Origin of the sequence: Streptomyces lycii, from assembly GCF_009735685.1 — a bacterium.
Lineage (GTDB): Bacteria > Actinomycetota > Actinomycetes > Streptomycetales > Streptomycetaceae > Streptomyces > Streptomyces lycii.
Map to the genome: position 1 here is coordinate 1 of NZ_WHPN01000355.1, position 21957 is coordinate 21957.

The 21957-nt window shown below is 73.2% G+C and carries 16 protein-coding genes and 1 pseudogene; 7 read left to right on the plus strand and 10 right to left on the minus strand.

Translation table 11 applies throughout. The features are described 5' to 3' along the window. Positions 1-44 precede the first annotated feature (44 nt). From GCU69_RS23710 to GCU69_RS23725, 4 genes are all read right to left on the minus strand, one after another. Entirely contained in the window at positions 45-728 is a 684-nt protein-coding gene (locus GCU69_RS23710; protein WP_156207121.1) for a DUF3618 domain-containing protein, read from the minus strand. Then, complete coding sequence (locus GCU69_RS23715) at positions 695-1195, minus strand: phage holin family protein (protein ID WP_235978663.1); 501 nt, start codon at positions 1193-1195, stop codon at positions 695-697. The genes GCU69_RS23710 and GCU69_RS23715 overlap by 34 nt, the downstream gene beginning before the upstream one ends. A 1-nt stretch (position 1196) precedes the next feature. Continuing rightward, entirely contained in the window at positions 1197-1898 is a 702-nt protein-coding gene (locus GCU69_RS23720; RefSeq protein WP_098750720.1) for an ATP synthase subunit B family protein, read from the minus strand. 241 nt (positions 1899-2139) lie between these two features. Then, positions 2140-3504, minus strand: a complete 1365-nt coding sequence (locus tag GCU69_RS23725; RefSeq protein ID WP_156207122.1) for a cytochrome P450 — start codon at positions 3502-3504, stop codon at positions 2140-2142. Positions 3505-3850: 346 nt separating this feature from the next. On the opposite strand from GCU69_RS23725, the gene GCU69_RS23730 reads away from it, so the two are divergent. From GCU69_RS23730 to GCU69_RS23740, 3 genes are all read left to right on the plus strand, one after another. Next, on the plus strand, positions 3851-4291 hold the full coding sequence (locus tag GCU69_RS23730) for a DUF4383 domain-containing protein (protein WP_098750722.1): 441 nt from the start codon (positions 3851-3853) through the stop codon (positions 4289-4291). A 176-nt stretch (positions 4292-4467) separates the two neighbouring features. After that, entirely contained in the window at positions 4468-6195 is a 1728-nt protein-coding gene (gene ctaD / locus GCU69_RS23735) for an aa3-type cytochrome oxidase subunit I (protein WP_156207123.1), read from the plus strand. Between the two features lie 25 nt (positions 6196-6220). Further along, on the plus strand, positions 6221-6574 hold the full coding sequence (locus tag GCU69_RS23740; protein ID WP_156207124.1) for a hypothetical protein: 354 nt from the start codon (positions 6221-6223) through the stop codon (positions 6572-6574). A gap of 121 nt (positions 6575-6695) precedes the next feature. On the opposite strand, the gene GCU69_RS23745 is transcribed toward GCU69_RS23740, so the two are convergent. After that, positions 6696-8033, minus strand: a complete 1338-nt coding sequence (locus GCU69_RS23745; protein ID WP_235978664.1) for a PP2C family protein-serine/threonine phosphatase — start codon at positions 8031-8033, stop codon at positions 6696-6698. A 259-nt stretch (positions 8034-8292) separates the two neighbouring features. On the opposite strand from GCU69_RS23745, the gene dhaK reads away from it, so the two are divergent. Continuing rightward, on the plus strand, positions 8293-9285 hold the full coding sequence (dhaK, locus tag GCU69_RS23750; protein WP_098750844.1) for a dihydroxyacetone kinase subunit DhaK: 993 nt from the start codon (positions 8293-8295) through the stop codon (positions 9283-9285). 599 nt (positions 9286-9884) lie between these two features. Beyond that, positions 9885-12593: a PA14 domain-containing protein gene (locus GCU69_RS23755; RefSeq protein WP_235978665.1), complete on the plus strand. Its 2709-nt coding sequence runs from the start codon at positions 9885-9887 to the stop codon at positions 12591-12593. Positions 12594-12731: 138 nt separating this feature from the next. On the opposite strand, the gene GCU69_RS23760 is transcribed toward GCU69_RS23755, so the two are convergent. Together GCU69_RS23760 and GCU69_RS23765 are read right to left on the minus strand one after the other, a co-directional pair. Beyond that, the gene (locus GCU69_RS23760; protein ID WP_235978666.1) at positions 12732-14282 is read right to left on the minus strand and encodes a glycoside hydrolase family 43 protein; all 1551 of its coding nucleotides are present in this window, start codon (positions 14280-14282) and stop codon (positions 12732-12734) included. Positions 14283-14661: 379 nt separating this feature from the next. Beyond that, complete coding sequence (locus tag GCU69_RS23765; RefSeq protein WP_156207127.1) at positions 14662-15693, minus strand: LacI family DNA-binding transcriptional regulator; 1032 nt, start codon at positions 15691-15693, stop codon at positions 14662-14664. 627 nt (positions 15694-16320) lie between these two features. Between GCU69_RS23765 and GCU69_RS23770 the strand changes: the two genes are divergently transcribed. Continuing rightward, on the plus strand, positions 16321-17709 hold the full coding sequence (locus GCU69_RS23770) for an MFS transporter (protein WP_156207125.1): 1389 nt from the start codon (positions 16321-16323) through the stop codon (positions 17707-17709). A 384-nt stretch (positions 17710-18093) separates the two neighbouring features. On the opposite strand, the gene GCU69_RS23775 is transcribed toward GCU69_RS23770, so the two are convergent. The 3 genes from GCU69_RS23775 to GCU69_RS23785 all read right to left on the minus strand — a co-directional run bounded on the left by GCU69_RS23775 (position 18094) and on the right by GCU69_RS23785 (position 21513). After that, complete coding sequence (locus tag GCU69_RS23775) at positions 18094-20025, minus strand: helix-turn-helix domain-containing protein (protein ID WP_098750847.1); 1932 nt, start codon at positions 20023-20025, stop codon at positions 18094-18096. Between the two features lie 149 nt (positions 20026-20174). Then, the gene (locus GCU69_RS23780; protein WP_156207126.1) at positions 20175-20978 is read right to left on the minus strand and encodes a 3-hydroxybutyrate dehydrogenase; all 804 of its coding nucleotides are present in this window, start codon (positions 20976-20978) and stop codon (positions 20175-20177) included. A gap of 55 nt (positions 20979-21033) precedes the next feature. Beyond that, the gene (locus tag GCU69_RS23785; protein WP_098750849.1) at positions 21034-21513 is read right to left on the minus strand and encodes an NUDIX hydrolase; all 480 of its coding nucleotides are present in this window, start codon (positions 21511-21513) and stop codon (positions 21034-21036) included. A 217-nt stretch (positions 21514-21730) separates the two neighbouring features. Here GCU69_RS23785 and GCU69_RS23790 point away from each other — a divergent pair. Continuing rightward, a pseudogene (locus GCU69_RS23790) lies at positions 21731-21957 on the plus strand (O-antigen ligase family protein); the annotation flags it as partial.

The window sequence follows — 21957 nt, forward strand, 5'->3', positions numbered from 1 at the left end:
CCCGCCCGCCCGTGTGCTCCCGCGAACGCGGGAGAGGTGCCGTCCTACGGCCCGATGTCGTCCCGCGGTTCCCGGGCCACCGTGCGGCCCGAGTCGCGGGCGCTGCCGCCCACCTGCCGCGCGTGGTCCCGCGCGTCCTGCTGGGTGGTGCGTGCGGCACCGGCGGCCGTGTGCTTGACCTCGTCGGCGGCGTGCCGGGCCACCTCCGTCGCTCCTTCCTTCAGATGCTGGGCGGACTCCGCGGCCACCGAGCGAACGGGCTCCACGGCAGGGCCGGCCCGCTCGGCCATCCGGGAGACGGCTCGCTTCTCCGCCTCGGAGTCCGGGATCAGCGAGGCACCGAGCATGCCCGCGCCGAACGCGATGACACCGGCGGCCACCGGGTTGGACTCGGTGCGCCGCGTCGCCTCGTGGGGTGCTTGGCGCGCCGCCCCGGACGCCTGCCCGGCCCCGTGCCGTACGGTCTCGGCCGCGTGCCCGGAGGTCTCCCGCACGGACTCCTTCGCGTGCCGGCCGCGTTCGCGTGCCTCCTCCTTGCCGTGACCGGCGCCGCCCCGTACGCGCTCCCGGGCTCCGCCGACCACCTCGCGCATCCGTTCCCGGCGGCGGTGCGCCATCCGGCGCGGGCTCGTGCGGTCGGCGAGCTGGTCGATGTCGTCGGTCAGGTCCTTGCGGGTCGACTCGATGTCCGCCCTTATCCGGTCCGGTTCGTCGGGTGACGTGCCCATTGCGCGTCCTCCTTCAGCGTTTCCATGGTCTGCTCCGGTTTCGGCGAGAACTCCCGCATCCGGGCGCGGCCCATCAGGAACATCACGCCGCCGATGAGCGCCCACACCGCGGTGACGATCAGCGCTGCCCAGCCCGGGTCCATGAGGTTGGCCAGTCCGAAGACGGCCGCCAGCGACAGGAACAGCGCGACCATGTAGCCCGCGAAGCCCGCACCGCCGAACATTCCGGCGGCCTTGCCCGCCCGCGACGCCTCGGTGCGCACCTCCGTCTTGGCGAGTTCGACCTCCTGGCCGATCAGCTTGCGCAGGTCCGCCGTCACCTTGGCGACGAGTTCGCCGACGGACGGTTCCGCGCTGCCGTCTCCCATGGCGTGGCTGCCGCTGTCGGGGCCCAGTCCTCGCAGCAGGTCCGCGCGGTCGCGCTCCACGGCACGGTCGCCGGATCCCTTCGGCGCGGTCAGCGTCATGTCACGTCACCTCCGGGGGCCGTCCCGGTACGCCCGGCCAGTCGGATCCGCGCGCGGGAGAACCGGGTTCGTGTGCCTCGGGGACGCTGCCGCGCCCCGGGTCCCGTCCGCCCACCGGTCCGGTGCGGTCGGTCGCGGGGCCGGGCCGGTCGAGCATCGGGCCCGGCTTGTCCGTCGTCTCCGGGGGCGCGGCGGACCGGTCCCCGTGGGAAGAGGACTTCATGTCCTTGGCCAGCCGCCCCGCGGCGAGCCCGGCGATCGCCGCGCCGCCGAGGAAGACTCCGGGTTTCCTGCGGGCGAAGGACTGCATCTCCTCGGCCAGCCCGCCGGCGCCGCGGCGTTCCAGGAAGTCCGCCGCGCGGTGACCGCCGTCCGAGGCCTTCTGCGCCATGGTGCGGGCCGGGGAGTCCGACGGGGCGTGCTCGGCCATGCCCGCCACGTCGTCGGCCCAGTGCCGGACGGTGTCCGCGGTGCGCCGCAGCTGGCTGTCCGCCTCGGTCATCGCCCGTTGCCGCAGATCGCCGACCGCCGACCCGGCCTGTTCGCGGGCCGTGCCCGCGACCGCCTTGGCCCCGTGCGCGGCGGTGGACCGCACCTCGCTCGCGGCCTGCTTCGCCTCACCGGCCGTCGCTGCGGCCTCCTGCTTGGCCTTCTGCCCGGTCTGCCGTGCAGGCCCGGCATTCGCGTTCGCCGAGTCGCTCATGGGGTGCCTCCTTACGTTCGCCCCACATGGACCATTCAGCCCCCGTGTCGAGGTCACGGGTAACCCACCCATTCAGCATAAAACGGGATGAAATACCGCACATTTTCCCGGACTTCGCCGTGTACCTGCCGTGACAAGCCGCCACCCTGCGCACTCGGGTGGGACGGCCCGCGCCCCGGCCGGACACGGCGACGCCCCCGGAGCCGTGAGGGCTCCGGGGGCGCACCGTCCGCGCGGGCCGTCAGGGCAGTTGCCGGGCCGTCAGCCGGGCCCGGGCCCGCGCCTTCGCGGTGAGAGTGATGCCCGCGTCCAGCGGGATGTCCGTGTCAAGCGACTCCACCTCGTACGCCCGCAGGAACGTCGCCAGCGCGAGTACGGATTCCAGCATCGAGAAGTGCTGGCCGATACAGGCCCGGGGCCCGCCGCCGAACGGCATCCAGGCGTAGCGCGGGCGCCCGGCCTCCCGCTCGGGAGTGAAGCGCTCCGGGTCGAAGCGCTCGGGGTCCTCCCAGTAGCGGGTGTTCCGGTGGATCACCCAGGGGACGACGAGCAGCGTCGCCCCGGCGGGCACCGGGAAGCCGTCGACCTCGGTGTCCGCCACCACTTCCCGGCCTATCGCCGGAGCGGCCGGATAGAGCCGCATCGCCTCCTTGAGCACCTGGGTGAGATACGGCAGCCGGTCGAGGTCCGCCGCGACCGGCGGCCGGCCGCCGAGCACCCGGTCGACCTCCTCGCGGGCCCGCTGCTGCTCCTTCGGATGGTGGCCCAGCAGGTGCAGTGCGAAGGTCAGCGAGGTCGCGGTGGTCTCGTGTCCGGCGAGCAGGAACACGAGGACCTGGTCCCGCACCTCGTCCGCGTCCAGGCTCCCGTCCTCCTCGCTCGCCGCCCGGGAGAGCAGGCTCAGCAGGTCGTCGCCGTCGTCCGTGACCGCGGCGCGGCGCTCGGCGATGATGCGGTCGCACAGCGCGTAGAGATCCGCCTGTGCCCTCGCGGCGGCACGGTTCGCCGGGGTCGGCCACTGCCGCGGAACGGCCACCGGCGCCGTGCCGCGGTCCCGGGTGTACGCGCCGATGACCGGGAAGCTGCGCCGGACCACGTCCACGGCGGCCTCGATGTCCGCGCCGAACAGGATGCGGGTCACCGCGCGGAGCGTGAAACGGGTCATCTCCTCGCTGAGGTCGACCACCGAGCCCGGGGCGTCGCGCCACGCGTCGACGACCGACGAGGCCTCCTCGTACAGCGCGTCGGCGTATCCGTCGACCCGGCGCCGGGTGAACAGCGGCTGCACCAGCCTGCGCTGCCGCACATAGTCCTCGTCCTGGCTGGTCAGCAGACCGTTGCCGAGGGACTGCCGGATCTCCTCGTAGAACTTGTTGTCCTTGCGGAAGTTGGCCGACCGGCTCGCGAGGACCTGCTGGGCGCCCGACGCCGAGAAGACGGCGTAGACGTCGGCCCGCAGTCCCGGCGGGCCGAGCGCGAAGCGGACGACGTCGCCGTGCTCCCGCCAGCCCCGCAGATAGGCGTCCAGCACGTCCCGCCGGAAGTCCGGCAGCGACCCCAGCAGCAGCGATCCCTTCGGGCCCGGTACCGGTGTGACGGTGCTCATCGTCGTCCCCGTTTCTGTCGCGCGGTGCGGAGCGTGCGTCCGCCTCCGGGGGCGAGGGCTCCCGGCTGTTCCCGATTCTCCTGCGGGACGCGCCCGGAACACAGGGGGCCCGCGGCAGACCTGCCGGTTCTTTTCCGGGCCGCCGGGACACGAGGAGCGCGCCCGGGCCGCCGGGCGGTCCGCCGGGCGACCGGACGCCGCCCCGCCACACTCCGTCACACCCCTCGGGGCCGGCGGCCCGCCGTACGGGCCGGACCCGGAACTCCACCCGCCCGGCGGGGTTCCCTCCGCCGAACCGGGGCACGCGGCAGAGGCATCCCACGGAACGCGCCCTCTGGAGGCAGCGATGAGCACCACGGACAGAACCCCGGCCGCCGCGGCACCGGTACGCAAAGCGGCTCTCGGGGTGGCGGCGGTCTTCCTCCTCGTCGGTGTTCTCGGCTTCGTGCCGGGCATCACGACGGACTACGACACGATGACGTTCGCCGGTCACCACTCCGACGCGAAACTGCTCGGCTTGTTCAACGTCTCCGTCCTGCACAACCTGGTCCACCTGCTCTTCGGGGCCGTGGGCGTCGCCATGTCGCGCGCTCCCGGCCGGGCCCGGACCTATCTGATCGGCGGTGGCGCGGTCTATCTGGTCCTGTGGCTGTACGGACTGGTGATCGACAAGGACAGCGGGGCGAACTTCGTCCCCCTGAACAGCGCCGACGACTGGCTGCACTTCTTCCTGGGTGTCGGCATGATCGCGCTCGGCGTCCTGCTCGCCCGGCCCCGGACCGCCTGACGATCCGCCATTCCGGTCCTGGTGTGTGCTCTCCCCAGGTTGCATCCCCCGACACGCCGGGACCGGACCCGGGCGGGCGCGGCCGCCGCGCGCACCGTTGAAGGACGCTGTCGTTCGGTCACGCGGAGGCGGGGTACCGGACGGCACCGGCTGCCCACCGCGACCAAAGGACGTCCATGGTGACTTCGACTGAACCTGTCGCTCCGGTCCCCCGGAAGGAGCGCGGGGTCGGCAGCGTGGTGGTGAGCTGGCTGACGACCACCGATCACAAGAAGATCGGCCACCTCTACCTGATCACCTCCTTCGGGTTCTTCCTCTTCGGCGGCGTGCTCGCCCTCGCGCTGCGGGCCGAGCTGGCCAGGCCGGGCATCCAGCTGCTGTCCAACGAGCAGTACAACCAGGCGTTCACCCTGCACGGCACGATCATGCTGCTGCTGTTCGCCACCCCCACGTTCGCGGGGTTCGCGAACGCGGTGATGCCGCTCCAGATCGGATCGCCCGACGTCGCCTTCCCCCGGCTGAACATGCTGTCGTACTGGCTGTTCCTCTTCGGCGGGCTGATCGTGGTCGGCTCGCTGCTGACCCCGAACGGAGCGGCCGACTTCGGCTGGACCGCCTATACGCCCCTCAGCCGCGTCGACCGGTCGCCGGGGGTGGGCGGGGACCTGTGGGTCATGGGGCTGGCGCTGTCCGGCTTCGGGACGATCCTCGGCTCGGTCAACTTCATCACCACCATCATCTGCATGCGGGCCCCCGGCATGACGATGTTCCGGATGCCGGTCTTCACCTGGAACGTGCTGCTGACCTCGGTGCTGGTGCTGATGGCCTTTCCGGTGCTGGCCGCCTCCCTGCTGGTACTGGCCTCCGACCGGCTGTTCGGGTCACAGGTCTTCGCCGCCGAGAACGGCGGGGCACTGCTGTGGCAGCATCTGTTCTGGTTCTTCGGCCATCCGGAGGTCTACATCCTCGCCCTGCCGTTCTTCGGCGTGGTCACCGAGGTCATCCCGGTGTTCTCGCGGACACCGATCTTCGGCTACATCGGGCTGGTGGGCGCCACCATCGCCATCACCGGGCTGTCCGTCACCGTCTGGGCGCACCACATGTTCGCCACCGGCGCGGTGCTGCTGCCGTTCTTCTCCTTCATGTCCTTCCTGATCGCGGTGCCGACCGGGGTGAAGTTCTTCAACTGGATCGGCACCATGTGGAAGGGCTCGCTGTCCTTCGAGACCCCTATGCTCTGGTCGATCGGCTTCCTGGTGACGTTCCTCTTCGGCGGCCTGACGGGCGTGCTGCTCGCGTCCCCGCCGCTGGACTTCCACGTCCACGACTCCTATTTCGTGGTCGCCCACTTCCACTACGTGCTGTTCGGCACCATCGTGTTCGCGATGTTCGCGGGGTTCAGCTTCTGGTGGCCGAAGATGACCGGGACCATGCTCGACGAGCGGCTGGGGAAGATCCACTTCTGGACGCTGTTCACCGGTTTCCACCTGACGTTCCTGGTGCAGCACTGGCTGGGCGCCGAGGGCATGCCGCGGCGGTACGCCGACTACCTCGCCGCGGACGGCTTCACGCTGCTGAACACCCTCTCGTCCATCGGCGCGTTCCTGCTGGGCCTGTCCACGCTGCCGTTCCTCTACAACGTCTGGAAGACCGCCAAGTTCTCCCCGCGCGTGGAGGTCGACGACCCCTGGGGCTACGGCCGGTCCCTGGAGTGGGCCACCTCGTGCCCGCCGCCCCGCCACAACTTCCTCACCCTGCCCCGTATCCGCTCCGAGTCCCCCGCCTTCGACCTGCACCATCCGCAGACCGCCGCGCTGGACGACGCCGAGAACGCCGGCCGCCGGGACGTCGTCGACACCGGCAAGGGCGTGGCGGCCCCGCTGGCCGGTGACGACGACAAGTGATGACGACGGCCGCCGAGGAGACCCGGTGACACCCGACGAGCACGAGGTCACGGCCGGACTCCGGCAGCTGGAGGGATATCTGCGCTGCCGGACCGACATCGCGGAGGCGGAACGGGAGGCGGCCGCGTTCGCCGACCGGATGCCGTGGCTGACGGACGGCGGGCGCGAGGAACTCGTCCGCCTCTACACCGAGGACCGGCTGGAACTCACCCGCCGCGGGCTGGAGCAGATCGTCGCGCGCTCCGCCGAACTGCGGCAGGAGTACGCCGCACGGTACGCGGAGCTGCGCGGCAGGCTCGTCCGGATCACCACCGCCGCCCTGCTCTGCGCGGCCGCTCTGAGCGGTTGCTCGGTGATCCTGGCGCACACCGGCCGCTGATACGCAGGTCCGGCGAGGCGGGGTGGCGGGCCGGGGGCGGGAAGCGGGGTGGCGGCGCCGGAGCGGGGCGGACCGGGAGCAGGACAGCGCGGGAGCGGGAAGGCGCGGGAGGACGGACGTCTCAGGCCCGGCCGTCGCGGGGCGGCGGCCGGTCGTCGCCGCGGGCCGGCTGTTCGGCCCACGCCGTGGCCACGGTCTCCAGGTCGGCGCCGGCGACCGGCACCCCGGCACGGGACCCCAGCTGCCCGGGGCGGAACGGTTCCGGGCCGTGCCACTCCAGCAGCACGATCGTCGCGTCGTCGTCCAGCCGCCCCTGGTGGTACTCCAGGTGGTGCCGGATCAGCCGGCGCAGCGTTTCCGGCACGGGAAGGCCGTCGGCGTGATGGCGGATGAGGAAGTCCGTCAGCCGCTGCAGGCCGAACTCCTGCCCCCGCCGCCCGCCCGCCTCGGTGATGCCGTCGGTGTAGAGCAGCAGCCGGTCCCCGGGTTCGAGCTGGTCGCGGCACAGCTTCACGGGCAGGTCGAGCCCGGTGCCCATGGGCGGCGCCGACGGGCAGGCCAGGTGCACGACGGTGCGTCCGCCGCGCAGCACGACCGGCGGATGGTGGCCGTGGTTGGTCCAGGTCAGCAGGCCGGTGGCCAGGTCCAGCTCCGCCAGGATGCCGGTGGCATAGCGTTCCGCGCCGAACTGTTCGCGCAGGAAGTCCTCGACGGCAGCGGCGATCCGCAGCAGTCCGGAGCTTTCCCGGCGGTGTTTGCGGACGGCCGCGACCGCCAGGTTCGCGGTCAGCCCGGCCGCGGTGTCGTGGCCCATGGCGTCGAAGAGGGCCAGATGGACGGTGTCGCCGCTGAGGGCGTAGTCGTAGGCGTCCCCGCTGACCTCGTAGGCGGGTTCCATGACGGCGCTGATCAGCACCCGGTCGGTGGCGAACGTCCGGGGGGCCATCAGCTGCCATTCCATCTCGGACGCCACCTTCATGTCGCGGCGCCGGACCAGCCGGGCGTACGTGTCGCTCGTCTCGCGTTTGCTCACCAGCAGCAGGGCGACGAGCCCGGCGAGCTTGTTCAGGTCGTCGTCGGCCGCCACCTCGGCGTCCGGGGCGCCGACCCGGAGCACGCCCAGCCGTTCCGTGCCGTCCAGCAGCGGGACCCACCACTGCCCGGACGAGGACGCCGACGCCGGGGTGGCCTCCCCCAGCTGGAACGCACGGCCCGCGAGGGTGCCGTCGACGGGCAGAGCGTCGGGCGCGTCGACGCGCTCCGGACGGGCGTCGGGGCTGTCGGCCAGCAGATACAGCCAGTCCTGTTGCAGGTCGGCCAGGTAGATCAGCACGTCCGGCCAGCCCGCCCGGTCGGCGTACACCGCCACGGTCCCCGGGACCTGCTCCAGCGTCATCAGATAGCTCGCCACGACCAGGTCACCCAGCACGCGCGCCCGCGCGGCTCCCGTGTCGTTCATCGGCGGACGCCTCCTCGACGGCCGGGACCGGAGGCGGCCCGGTCCCCGCTGCTCAAGCCACCACAGTAGCCAGGCCCGGACGCCTCCGCCTGTCGTGCGGCGGCGCGGTCCGGGGCCGTGCCGCGGTCCGTGACCCGGCACGGGCGACCCGTGATACTGGCCGGGACGACAGCAGGCCCACCCGACCGGAGCAGGCGGCGCCGGCAGGCCGCCGGCCCGTCCCGGCAGCCGGCCCCGCCCGCCTCACCTGGAGGTAACCGTGAAGATGCTCATCAACGTCCCGGAGACCGTCGTCGCGGACGCCCTCCGCGGGATGGCCGCCGCACATCCGCACCTCACCGTGGACGTGGAGAACCGTGTGATCGTCCGCCGGGACGCGCCGGTGGAGGGCAAGGTCGCGCTGGTGTCCGGCGGCGGTTCGGGGCACGAGCCGCTGCACGGCGGGTTCGTCGGGCCGGGCATGCTGTCCGCGGCCTGCCCCGGCGAGGTCTTCACCTCGCCCGTGCCCGACCAGATGGCGCGGGCGGCCGCCGCCGTGGACAGCGGGCAGGGGGTGCTGTTCGTCGTCAAGAACTACACCGGTGACGTCCTCAACTTCCGGATGGCGGAGGAACTCGCCGAGGACGAGGGCATCCAGGTCGCGAGCGTCCTCGTCGACGACGACATCGCCGTGACCGACAGCCTCTTCACGGCGGGCCGGCGCGGCACCGGCGCCACCCTGTTCGTGGAGAAGATCGCCGGCGCCGCCGCCGACGAGGGTGCCCCGCTGGAGCGGGTGGAGTCGATCGCCCGCCAGGTCAACGAGTCCTCCCGGAGCTTCGGCGTCGCCCTGGCGCCCTGCACCACGCCCGCCAAGGGCAGCCCGACCTTCGACCTGCCGCCGGGCGAGCTGGAGCTGGGCATCGGCATCCACGGCGAGCCGGGCCGCGAGCGGCGCGCGATGATGACGTCGCGGGAGATCGCCGATTTCGCCGTGGACGCCCTGGTGACCGACCTCCGCCCGGACAATCCCGTCCTGGTGCTGGTCAACGGCATGGGGGCGACGCCGCTGCTGGAGCTCTACGGATTCAACGCCGAGGTGCAGCGGGCCCTCGGTGAGCGTGGCGTCGTCGTGGCGCACACCCTGGTCGGGAACTACGTGACCTCGCTGGACATGGCCGGCTGCTCCGTGACGCTGTGCCGCATCGACGAGGAACTGCTGCGGCTGTGGGAGGCGCCGGTGGAGACGCCCGGGCTGCGCTGGGGGCGCTGAGCCGGGCCGGAGGCGGGGCGGGCGGGACACCGCCCGCGCCCCGCTGCCACACCTTTCTCCCGGGCACGGCCGCGTCCCGGGCACACCGGCCGGACCGGTGTGCCCGGAGGTTCCCGCCGGCCGAGGCCGGCGCCGCGTCCCGGGCACGGCAACAGCGCCCGCCGTGCCCGCCGTTGCCTCGTGTCACAGTCACCGGCGGCAGTCTTTACATCGTTATAACGACGCCGGAACATGAGGGACAAGACCGCCGCACGACGCCCACCGGGCCCGCGGGAGCCGCGAGCCGCCATCGACAGCGACGGGAGTGACGGGACGCCACGCCAGGTGCGCGTGGGCGGTGGTCCGGGCAGGGGCGGATGGCGCGCCGCCGTCCCGCCGACCACGTTTTCCAACGATGGAACAGCAGCTGAGCGCTGCTGGAAACGGCGTCCCGCCGCAGGGCGGGGCCCGGCCGCGCAACACCCGGGCGCCGAGCCGGGGCACGCCACCGGGATGCCCGGCTCCGGGAGAACGGAGCACCGCGCCACGACCGTCCGGACCGTGTCCGCCGCACGCCTTCCCCCTTCCGGTCCGGTGTCCCCCGTACGAGGAAAGGTTCGATGACAAGACAACACACGGGTCCACGAGCCAGAATGCGCGCGCTGCTGGTCGCGGCCGCCCTGCTGCTCCCGGTGACCGCCCTGGCCCCCGGGGCGTCGGCCGCCGAACCGGCCGCCACCACCACCGCCACCGCCACCACAGCCTCCGCGGGGAACGCCTCTCCCGGGAACGCCTCCCGCGGGAACGCCGACGGCGACAGCGCCACCGTCGAGACGCACGGCCTGAAGGGCGAGTACTTCAGGATGTCGGAGCCCGGCGCACGGGACTTCGCCGAACTGGGCGGCACCGCGCTCGAACCCCAGGTCGACCTCCCCGGCCTGGCGAACACCTTCGAGACGCTGACCGGGCAGTCGGAGCACACGACCGCCCGCTGGACGGGCCGGATCGAGGCGCCCGCGACCGGCGCGTACACGTTCTACGCCATCGGCGACAACGGCTTCCGGCTCTTCATCGACGGCGAGCCGGTCATCGACCACTGGGAGCCGGACTGGGACAAGGAGCAGACCAGCGCGCCGGTGGAGCTGACCGCGGGTGAGCGGTACGACTTCCGTCTGGAGATGTTCCAGGACACCGGCGGGGCCAACATGTTCCTGCGCTGGTCGGCACCGGGGCTGGCCAAGCAGCTGGTCCCGGAGTCGGCGTTCACCCCGCCGGCCGGCTTCGAGGTCTATCCGGTGGAGCTGACCGTCACCGAGGACGGACGGCGGCTGCGGGCCGGGTTCGAGGACGAGGTCGGGGGCATCGGCACGGTCGGGGACCATCTGACGGTCGAGGTCGACACGACCGACATGCCCGTCGAGTCGGTGACGGCCGCGCCCGGTGACCCGAACGCCCTGCTCCTCACCCTCGCGGGCCCGGTGCAGAAGGACCAGCGGGTCCGCGTCGCGTACGACGGCGAAGGCGGCCTCACGGCGGGCGCCGAGACCGTACCCCCCCTCATGCGCTCGGCGCGGAACACCTCGGCCCACCGGCTCACCACCCCGTGGGGTGACGAGCTCGACGAGCGGAACCCGCTGCCGGAGTACCCCCGGCCGCAGCAGGTGCGCGCCAAGTGGCAGAACCTCAACGGCCCGTGGCAGTTCAGCGGCGCCGACGCGGGCGAGCAGCCGGTCTTCGGCAAGGACCTCGACGAGAAGATCATCGTGCCGTTCCCCGTCGAGTCGCAACTGTCCGGGCTCGAACGCCACGAGGACCACATGTTCTACCGCAAGCTCGTCGACGTGCCGGAGGACTGGCGGGTCGGCGAGGGCCGGGCGGGCAACCGGCTGAAGCTCAACTTCGGGGCGGTGGACTACCGCGCCCGGGTCTGGGTCAACGGTGAGGAGGTCGCCGAACACACCGGCGGCTACACCGCCTTCAGCGCCGACATCACCGACGCGCTCCGGGGCGGCGGACCGCAGGAGGTGGTGGTCGCGGTCACCGACACCGGCGGCGCCGACCAGCCGACGGGCAAGCAGTCCACCGATCCGGGCGGGATCTTCTACACCCAGTCGTCGGGCATCTGGCAGACGGTCTGGATGGAGCCCGTCGCCCCCGCGGCCGTCGACAACGTCGTCACCACACCCGAAATCGACACCAGCAGCCTGGCGGTGACCGTCGAGTCCGGCACAGCCTCCGCGCGGGCCCGCGTCGAAGCCGTCGCGCGGGACGCCCGTGGAAAGGTCGTCGGCCGGGTCAGCGGCCCGGCCAACAGCGAACTGCGGCTGCCCGTGTCCGGGCAGCACCTGTGGAGCCCGGACGACCCGTATCTCTACGACCTCGACGTCAAGCTGGTCGACGGCAGGTCCTCCGACCGGGTCGGCAGCTACTTCGGCATGCGGGAGATCGGTGTCGAGCAGGTCGGCGAGCACCGGAAGCTCGTGCTCAACGGAGAGCCCGTCTTCTCGCTCGCCACGCTCGACCAGGGGTTCTGGCCCGACGGCCTCTACACCGCGCCGAGCGACGAGGCCCTCGCGTTCGACCTCGAGGCGCACAAGAAGCTCGGCTTCAACGCCGTCCGCAAACACATCAAGGTGGAGTCGCCCCGGTGGTTCTACCACGCGGACAAGCTGGGGCTGCTGGTCTGGCAGGACTTCGTCTCCGGAAACCTCACCACCGATACGGGGCGCGCGGCCTTCGTCGACCAGGGCCGGGAGATGATGCGTCAGCACCACAGCTCCCCTGCCGTCGTCGGCTGGATCGTCTTCAACGAGGGCTGGGGCGAGTGGGACCGCGAGGAGACCGGCCGCATCGCGGAGTCGGTGAAGGCCGCCGACCCCTCCCGCGTCGTCAACGCCCACAGCGGCGTCAACTGCTGCAACTCCAAGGGTGACTCGGGCAAGGGCGACATCATCGACCACCACGACTACAACAACGAGGATCCGCCGTTCCCCGACCACCGGGCGGCCATGGACGGAGAGCACGGCGGCTTCACCCTGCGCACCCCGGGCCACATGTGGCCGGGCCCGCCCACGGCGATCTACAGCGGCGTGGCCGACAAGGAGGCCCTGACCCGCAAGTACGTCGAGAACACCGAGGAGTTCTATCTCGGCCGGGCGGGGACCTGGCTCTCCGGCTCGGTGTACACGCAGATCTCCGACCTGGAGAACGAGCTCAACGGGCTCTACACCTACGACCGGCGGGAGATCAAGGTCGACCCGGTCCGGGTGCGCGAGGTGAACGCCGCGGTCATCGCCGCCGGCGCGGCCGCGGGCGGCGGAGGGGGCTGAGGCGCGGCGGGCGCCGGGCACCGGCACGCGGGGCGGGAGCCCGGGCCCGCACGCCCTGACGGCCAGCGGCGCCCGGAGGTCCCGGCGGAGCGGGCGGAGCACCGCCCTCCCGCCGGGACTCCCCGCGGGCCGTCCCGGTCAGCCGGCGGGTGACACCGTCACGTTGTCGAAGGACGCCCCGGTGCCGAAGACCCGGAGCCCGTTCGCACCGCTGGGATGGGCGCTGTCGGTCACGGAGATCTTCGGTACGGCCATGTCGTCGACGTACACCTCGATGCCGGAACCCACGGCCGTGACGCGCAGCCGGTGGGTGGAGCCCGGGGCGACGGGCACCGGAGCGGACCCGAGCGGCGTCCAGGAGTCGTTCACGCGCCCGAGCACCACCTCGCCGCGCGGACTGATGCCCGCGTAGTACCCGGTGTAGCGGTCCGTGCCCGTCCCGGGCCGGGTCACCCGGAACGCCAGGCCGGCGTCACCGCTGCCCGAGGAGACGGTGATGTCGGCGTCCTGGGTGAAGTCGGCGAAGTCCGTGTCGAGCAGTGCCTTGCCGCCCCGGGAAATGCCCGCCCGGTAACGCCCGCCGGCGGCCGACCACGTCCCGCCGTACGTCCGCCAGCCCAGCGCGTTGCCGTCGGCGAAGTTGTCCTTCACCTGCATGCGGATGCGCCGGATGGTGCCGTCGGCGTTGAAGTGCATCCGGTCGTAGGCGAGCTGCCGGTGGTTCCCGTCGCTCTCGCTGAGCGGCCGGCGGTGGTAGACGATGTACCAGATGTCGGTGCCGGGCACGTTGACCACCGAGTTGTGGCCGGAGCCCTTGGCGACCGCGGGGTCCTGGGCGAGCACCTTGTCGATCTTCCGGAAGGGGCCGGTGGGCGAGTCGGACATGGCGTAGGACACCGAGTAGTCCGGCCCGGTCCAGCCGCCCTCGGACCACATCAGGTAGTACGTCCCGTCCCGCTTGAACATCTGCGGGCCCTCGACGTAGTCCGCGGGAGTGATCTCCCGGAAGGTCGACCCGTCGGCGAAGGTGCCCAGGCTGGTCATGTCGGGGTTCAGCTTGACCACGTTGGCGTGCCCCCAGCCCCCGTAGTACATGTACGCCTGGCCGTCGTCGTCGATGAAGACGTCCTGGTCGATGGGCTGGGCGCCGTTGTGGAACTGCGAGACGAGCGGCCGGCCGATGGCGTCCTCGTACGGGCCCGAGGGACGGTCGGCGACGGCCACGCCGATGCCGCCGAGCTGCGCGTCGTCCTGGATGTCGTTGGCGGCGAAGTACAGGTAGTACTTGCCGTCGCGCTCGATCGGCGCGGGCGCCCACAGCGCGTACTCGGCCCAGGAGATGTCCGCCGTCGTCAGCACGTCGCTGTGCTTGGTCCAGCGGACCATGTCGGTGGACGAGAAGGCGTCGAGGGAGACCTGCTCCGCGTAGGGCTTCGAGGTCGTGGGGAAGACCCAGTAGGTGCCGTCGTCGACCATGGTGTCGGGGTCGGCGTACCAGCCGTCCACGAAGGGATTGCCCGCCTCGGCGGTGGACTGGCCGGGGACCGCCTCGGCGGCTGAGGGTCCGGGGACCGGCACGGCGGCGGAGGGTTCCGGCGCCGCCGCGGCGGCGGAGGGCGAGAGCATCGCGAGCAGGCTGCCGACGAGCAGGGCCGCAGCCGGGGAACGCCGTGCGGGTGTTCGACGCATCGTGACTCCTTGGTCGGGGGCGGGGAGACGTGCGCGTGCGGATACGGCCGGACCCGGGGTGGTACCGGGGCCGGACACCTGGCGGACCGCGACGGCCACGGCCGCGATCACGGGGCGGGCGACGGGGTGCGGACGGTGAGCGGTGCGCGGCGGGGTTGTCCCCGGTCCGGACGACGCCGAAGGGGAACCGGGGGCCTGGAGCCGGGCGACGAGCAGGCATGGGGCTTCTCCCCGGCGCAGATCTTGTCAGGTCCACCGCAAGGAGATCTTTACATCGGGTTTTACATCGTTGGAAGAAGGCTGTAAACCCCTTGTGCGCGAGACGAGAACGGAGCGGTAAGAGCGCGGTGGCAAGCGCGGCCGTGGGCCGGCCGGGCGGTCACGCGTCCCCGGGGCCGTCTCCCGCCGGCCGGCCCAGCGTGCTCTCCCGCTCGATCAGGCGGAAGTCCGCCCGGATGCGCCGCGGTTCGGGAGCCTCGCCGCCGAGCCGGGCGAGCACCGACTGCACCGCGAGCCGGCCGATGGCCCCCTTGTCGGGCGACACGGACGTGAGGGTCACCGCGCCGAACCGCCCCTCGACCACGTCGTCGAAGCCCACCACCGCGATGTCCTCGGGCACCCGCAGCCCTCGCTCGTGGAGCACGCGCATCGCGCCGATGGCCACCGGATCGTTGTAGGCGAAGACCGCGTCCGGACGCCGCCCCGTCTCCAGGATGCGGGCCATGGCCGCCGCTCCGTCCGCATGCCCCCAGCCGTCGGTGGCCGCGACCAGCCCGTCGTCGGCCGACAGCCCTGCCGAGGTCAGCTCCTCGCGCCAGCCCCGCACCCGCAGTTGCGCCGGTTCGCTGCGGCCGCGCCGGTCCCCGATGAACGCCACTTCGCGGCGCCCCATGCGGATCAGGTGCCGCACCGCCGCGCGGGCCGCGGCGACGTTGTCGATGGCGATGTGGTCGTACGGCAGGTCGTACTCCCGCTCGCCCAGCAGGACCAGCGGTACGTTCTCCGCGCGGTCGCGCAGATCGTCGGTCTCCAGCTCGATGGGGCTGAGGACGAGACCGTCGATGACCCGCGCCCGGAAACCCTGGCTGACCAGGATCTCCTGCTCGCGGCGACCGCCGGTGTGGTCCAGCAGCACGATGTAGTCGTGCTCGGCGGCGGCGTCGATGACGGCGGCGGCCAGTTCGGCGAAGTAGGGGTTGCCGAGTTCCGGCAGGGCGAGCGCGATCATGCCGGTCCGGCCCTTGCGCAGGTGACGGGCGGCCAGATTGGGCCGGTAGCCGAGCGCGTCGATGGACCGCTGGACGCGCTCGCGCATGGCGGGAGCGACGTGCTGGTAGTTGTTCACCACGTTGGAGACGGTCTTGATCGAGACCCCCGCGTGCGCGGCGACGTCCTTGAGGCTGACCCGCACGACCATCCCTTCACCAGCGGCCGCCGGAGGGCCGCTGCGGCACGGCGTCGCCACCGCGAGCCGGGCGCCGAGCCCCCGCGCCCGGATTTTACAACGTTATACAGGCGCTTTCGCCGCACTGACAAGGCGATGATCAGGCACCCGGCGCGCGCCCCGTCAGCTCCGTCCGGCACCCGAAGCCCGGGGTCCGGCAAGGCGGCCGCGGCGCCCGCGCGGCCGGGCTCGGCCCGCCGCACCGGTCCACCGTACGGCACACCGCGGCAGCCGCACGGCGGTCCGGCGCGGATTCCCGCCCGCCGTGCGGACAAAGCCGCTGCGGCCCGCCACGACCCCGGGCCCGCCCCGGCCGGCCGGGACCCGCGGAGAACCGCGCCGGACGAGCGGCCGCCGCCCGGACGGCCCCGGTGAACCGTCCCCGGCGAACCGCACCTGATGAACGGGGCCGTGACGGCCTGCCACCCCGTCGGCCGCCGAACGCGGGAGGAGCACGTCGCACGCGGGGCATGGGGCCGGCGCGCACACCCTGACCGGAAACTGTGTTGTCCCCCCACATACGCCCTTGACCTGCGCGTTTCTACGGTGTCCCGACACGTACCCGCCCCCACCGAACGCCCGGAAGTGGTGCACATGGCCTCCGCAGGAACCGCTCCCCCACCGACCTCCGACCTCAAACGCGTCGTCGCCGCGAGCCTCGTCGGCACCACCGTCGAGTGGTACGACTTCTTCCTCTACGGGTCCGCGGCCGCCCTGGTCTTCAACAAGCTGTTCTTCCCGGACTCCGACCCGCTCGTCGGCACCCTGCTCTCCTTCCTCACCTACGCCGTCGGCTTCGCCGCACGGCCCGTCGGCGCGCTGGTGTTCGGCCATTACGGCGACCGGCTGGGCCGCAAGAAGCTGCTGGTGCTGAGCCTGCTGATGATGGGCGGGGCCACCTTCGCCATCGGCCTGATGCCGACGCACGCCACCATCGGCACGGCCGCTCCGCTCCTGCTCACCGTGCTGCGCCTGGTCCAGGGGTTCGCGCTGGGCGGCGAGTGGGGCGGCGCGGTGCTGCTGGTCTCCGAGCACGGGGACGCCCGGCGGCGCGGCTTCTGGGCGTCCTGGCCGCAGACCGGCGCCCCCGCGGGGCAGCTTCTGGCGACCGGTGTGCTGGCGCTGCTGACCGCCACGATGTCCGACGCGACGTTCGAGGCGTGGGGCTGGCGCATCCCGTTCCTGCTGTCCGGGGTGCTGGTGCTGCTCGGGCTGTGGATCCGGCTGTCGGTCGACGAGTCGCCCGTCTTCAAGGAGGCGCTGGCGCGGGCGGAGGCCCGCAAGGCGGCGGAACCCGGGCTGGTCGAGAAGATGCCGCTGGTCGCCGTGCTCCGGCACCACTGGCGGGACGTGCTGGTGGCGATGGGCGCCCGGATGGCCGAGAACATCAGCTACTACGTGATCACGGCGTTCATCCTGGTCTACGCGACCGAACAGGTGAACCTCTCCCGGCAGACCGCGCTCAACGCCGTGCTCATCGCCTCCGCGATCCACTTCGCGGTGATCCCCCTCTGGGGAGCGCTGTCCGACCGGGTCGGCCGCAGGCCCGTCTATCTGCTGGGCGCCGCGGGCATCGGCGTGTGGGCGTTCCCGTTCTTCGCGCTGACCGACACCGGCAGCTTCGGCGGCCTGCTGCTGGCGGTGACCGTGGGGCTTGTCTTCCACGGCGCGATGTACGCCCCGCAGGCGGCCTTCTTCGCGGAGATGTTCGCGACCCGGATGCGCTACTCCGGGGCGTCGATCGGGGCGCAGTTCTCGTCGGTGGCGGCCGGTGCCCCGGCGCCGCTCATCGCGACCGCCCTGCTCGCGGACTTCGGCAGTTCGACACCGATCGCGCTCTACGTGATCGCGGCCGCGCTGCTCACCCTGGTGGCGGTGGGAGCCGCCAAGGAGACACGGCAGCGCGACCTGACGGAGCTCGACCGGGACGTTCCCGGCGGTCCGGGCGGGGACCGGGCGCCGGAGACCGCCCCGGCGCCCTGACCGGCGCACCCGCACCGCCCCGCGCCTCCGCACCACCCCGCGCCCTAGCTGCATTGACCTGAAGCGTTGTTCACGCGCCGCCGCGCCGCCCGGCCGTCCGGGGTCGCGCGGAGGGGCGCCGGCGCGCGGGTGCGCCGCGGTGTCCGGGTGCGCCGCGGTGTCCGGCACCCGGGCACACCCGTGCGGAAGACCCGGCCCGGCGAGACAGCGGGCGCCGCTCCGTCTCTCCGGGAACAGCGCGCGGAAGACCGGCCGGACCCGTTCGCCGTCCGCGGGTCGCGGCAGGGCGGGTCGGTGCGGGGAGGTGCGGGACGATGTGCGGCGCCCCGGAACAGCGGGAACGGCGGGAACAGCGGCGGCAGCGGGAATGACAGGGAGAGACCGTCAGCGGTCCACCGCCGACGCCAGCCGGTGCAGCCGCAGTGCCAGCTGGATCTCCAGCGCCCGGGCCGGCGACTGCCAGTCCGGGCCCAGCAGCCGGCCGATCCGCTCCAGCCGCTGCGCGACCGTGTTGACGTGCACGTGCAGCTCTTCCTTGGTACGCGCCGGGCTCATCGCGCACCCGAAGTAGGCCTCCAGGGTGCGCACCAGTTCGGTGCCGCGCCGCTCGTCGTAGTCGGCCACCGGGCCGATGGTGCGCCGTACGAAGGCGCCGACGTCTCCGGAGTCGGCGAGCAGCAGCCCGAGGAAGCCGAAGTCCTCGGCCGCCGCTCCCTCACCGGCCCGGCCGAGCAGCCGCAGCGCCTCCACACAGCGCCGCGACTCCGCGTAGGCGGCCGCGACGGAGCCCGGACTGCTCGCGGGCGCCGGTACGGGCGCGGACGCGCCGACGGTGACCGCGCCGGGCACGGCGGCGCCGAGCTGTGCCGCGGTCTGCCGCGCGGTCTCGCCGGCCGTCTCGTCCGGCACGGCCGGGAGCAGCAGCACGGTGCCGCCGTCCCGCGCCGCGGCCAGGCCGTGCCGGGTCGCCGCGAGGTGCGAGGCGGCCGACCAGAGCCGCTGGCGGTCGGCCGTCTCCTGCTCCGCCGTGTCGCCCGTGCCGGCGCTCTCGACGCGTGCGGTGAGGACGACGTGCGGCGCGTCGAGGTCGGCCGACAGCCGGACGGCGCGCTCGCGCAGCAGCCGGGGGTCGCGCTCGGGGGCGTCGAGCAGGTCGTCGAGGAGTTCGCCGCGGACCCGTTGTTCGGCCTCGCCCGCCGAGCGGCGGGCGATGAGCAGCAGTGAGGTGACCATGGCGGCCCGCTCCAGGGTGCGCTGGTCGACCGGGTCGAGCCCGGGGTGGCCGCGGAGCACGAGCGCGCCGAGGAGTTCGCCGCCGGCGGAGACGGCGGCGACCCAGTCGTCGCCGTGCCGTACGGCGTGGCCGTCCTGCCGGGAGCGCTCGACCGCCTCGGCGGGGGCGGCACCGGACTCGGCGAAGGAGACGGAGCCGCTCAGCACCTCGGCGACCGCGGCCGCGACGTCGTGGACACCGCCGCCGCGCAACACCAGTTCGGTGAGCCGGTCGTGCACCTCGGAGGCCCGCTCGATGACGGCGCTGCGGTCGCGGATGATCTCGTTGGCGTTCTCCAGTTCGGCGAGCGCGGAGCGGGTCTCGGCGAGCAGGTTCGCGGTGTCGATGGCGACGGCGGCGTGCGCGGCGAAGGACGCCAGCAGGGCTGTCTGCTCGCGCTCGAAGACGCGGGCGCGCCGGTCGGCGGCGAACAGCACGCCGATCACGCCGCTGCCCAGCATGAGCGGCACGCCCAGGATCGCGACCAGCCCCTCGTCCCGTACCCCGGAGTCGATGGTCCGGGTGTGCTGGAACCGCGGGTCGTCGAAATAGCTGTCGGTGACGTACGGGCGGGCGGTCTGCGCGACCAGGCCGCCCAGTCCCTCGCCCATGCCGAGCCGCAGCTGCTGGAAGCGGGCGGACACCGAGCCGTCGGTGACCCGCATATAGGTGTCCCCGGCCTGCGGGTCGTTGAGCGTCAGATAGGCGCACTCGGTGCCGAGGAGGGAGCGGGCGCGCTGGACGATGGCCTGGAGCACGGCGTCCAGGTCGCGCAGTCCGGCGAGGTCGTGCGCCGTCTCGAACAGCGCCGACAGCTCGGCCTCGCGCCGCCGGCGGCCCTCCAGCTCGGCGCGTACCCGCAGGGCGAGCATCTTGCCGCGCTCCAGCGCCGCCAGCTCCTCCTGCCCGGCACCGTCGGCGCGGGCCCGCAGCACCGGCCGCTCGTACTCCTCGGCCGCGGCGCCGCGCGCGAGGAGTTCCAGGAACGGCGTCTCCGCGGCGGCGCGGGCTGTGGCGTCGGGGCGGGGGCGTGCGTGCGGCATGGGTACAGGGATACCCGCCGGAGGGACGAGCGCACCACCCGCGCGACCGGGCCGTCCCGCTCCCCCGGCGGCCCGGTGGCCGGGACGGGCGGGACCGGCCTTCGCGCCGGCCTCCGGGCCGGGCCGCGGGCCGTCCGCTCCGGCGGCGCTCAGTGGGCGGTCCATCCGCCGTCGAGGGGCAGCGACGCGCCGGTGATGAAGGAGGCCTGCGGGGTGCACAGATAGGCGACGGCCTCGGCGACCTCGTCGGGCTCCACGAGCCGCTTGAGGGCCGAGTCGGCGAGCATGATCTCGGAGACGACGCGCTCGGGCGGGATGCCGTGCGCGGCGGCCTGGTCGGCGATCTGCCGCTCCACCAGGGGGGTGCGCACGTAGCCGGGGCTGACGCAGTTGGACGTGACGCCGTGCCGGGCGCCTTCCAGCGCGGCGACCTTCGAGAGCCCTTCCAGCCCGTGCTTCGCGGCCACGTACGCCGACTTGAAGGGCGACGCGCGCAGCCCGTGGACGGAGGAGATGTTGACGACGCGGCCCCAGCCCCGGCCGTACATGTGCGGCAGCGCGCCGCGCACCAGCCGGAACGGGGCCTCCAGCATGACCGTCAGCACGGTGGAGAAGACCTCCGGCGGGAAGTCCTCGATCGGGCGGACGAGTTGCAGCCCGGCGTTGTTCACGAGTACGTCCGTCCCGGCTGCGGCGTGTTCCGCGGCGGCCAGGTCGGTCAGGTCGAGGACCTGCGGCTCGACGGCCCCGGCCGCGCCCGCCGCGTGCTCGCACAGCTCGTCCAGGCCGGCGGCGTCCCGGTCCACCGCTCTGACCTTCGCACCGGCCGCCGCGAGTCGCAGCGCGCAGGCACGGCCGATGCTGCCGGCCGCTCCGGTGACGAGCGCGGTGCGGCCGGTGAGGTCCAGGCCGACGGCGTGCGGGACGGGATTCGCTGCGGGGGGCACGGTCATGCCCGGCACACTATGCAGCGCCCGGCAGGCGACCGATGTGGCCGCTCCACATACTTCAGCGGCCGCCGGTGGGTTCGAACCACGCGGGACCGTCACCGAGCGCCTGCTTGATGCGGAAGCTGCCGAACTCGTCCAGCGCGGGCAGTGCGTCGAGCGGGAACCAGGCGACGTCCAGCGACTCGTCGTCGTTCACCCGGGCCTCGCCGCCGGTGGCCCGGCAGCGCAGCGTGATGTCGAGGAACTGGCACGCGTCCCCGTTGGGGTACCGCACCGGGTCGAGGGTCTGGACGAGAACGACGCGCTCCGCGACACAGTGCACGGCGGTCTCCTCGTACACCTCGCGCACGGCTGTCTCCGCGGGCTGCTCGCCGGGCTCGGGGATACCGCCGAGGACCGCCCAGCGGCCGGTGTCGGCGCGCCGGTTCAGCAGCACCCGGTCCTCGTCGTCGAGGACCACGGCGCTGATCCCCGGCAGGAACAGCAGCTGTTGGCCGGCGGTGGCTCGGAGGGAACGGATGAAGTCGGGCGTGGCCATGCTGCGACCCTAACCGGCCGCCCCGGTCTCCTTCCGGCAGGGCCTCCCGCCGGCCCGGGCCGGCTCCGGGCCGGCCGGCCCGTCCGGCGCCGGGTCCGCCCCGGACGGGCACAGCATCTCCACATCCCGGTGTCCCAGCCGTTAGCGTGTGGGACCACATACCCGCGGCGCGCCGATGTGCGCCGCGGGGCCCGTGCGAACTGGGGGGTCGACGGGGATGGAACCGGCCGCCGGACGAACGGCCGCCGAGGAGCCCGGCGGCGCCGCCGCCGACGTGGCCGGTGCCGTGGTGTTCGGCTGCTGTGCGGCATGGGCGCTGATCACCGCCGCGGGGCGGGAGGCCCGGCCGGAGGGCGTCCTGCTCGCGCTGCTGGCGGTGGCGGCCGGGTACGCCCTGGGGCGGATCGGCGGCGCGCTGCTGCCGGTCGCCGCGCCGGTGCTTGC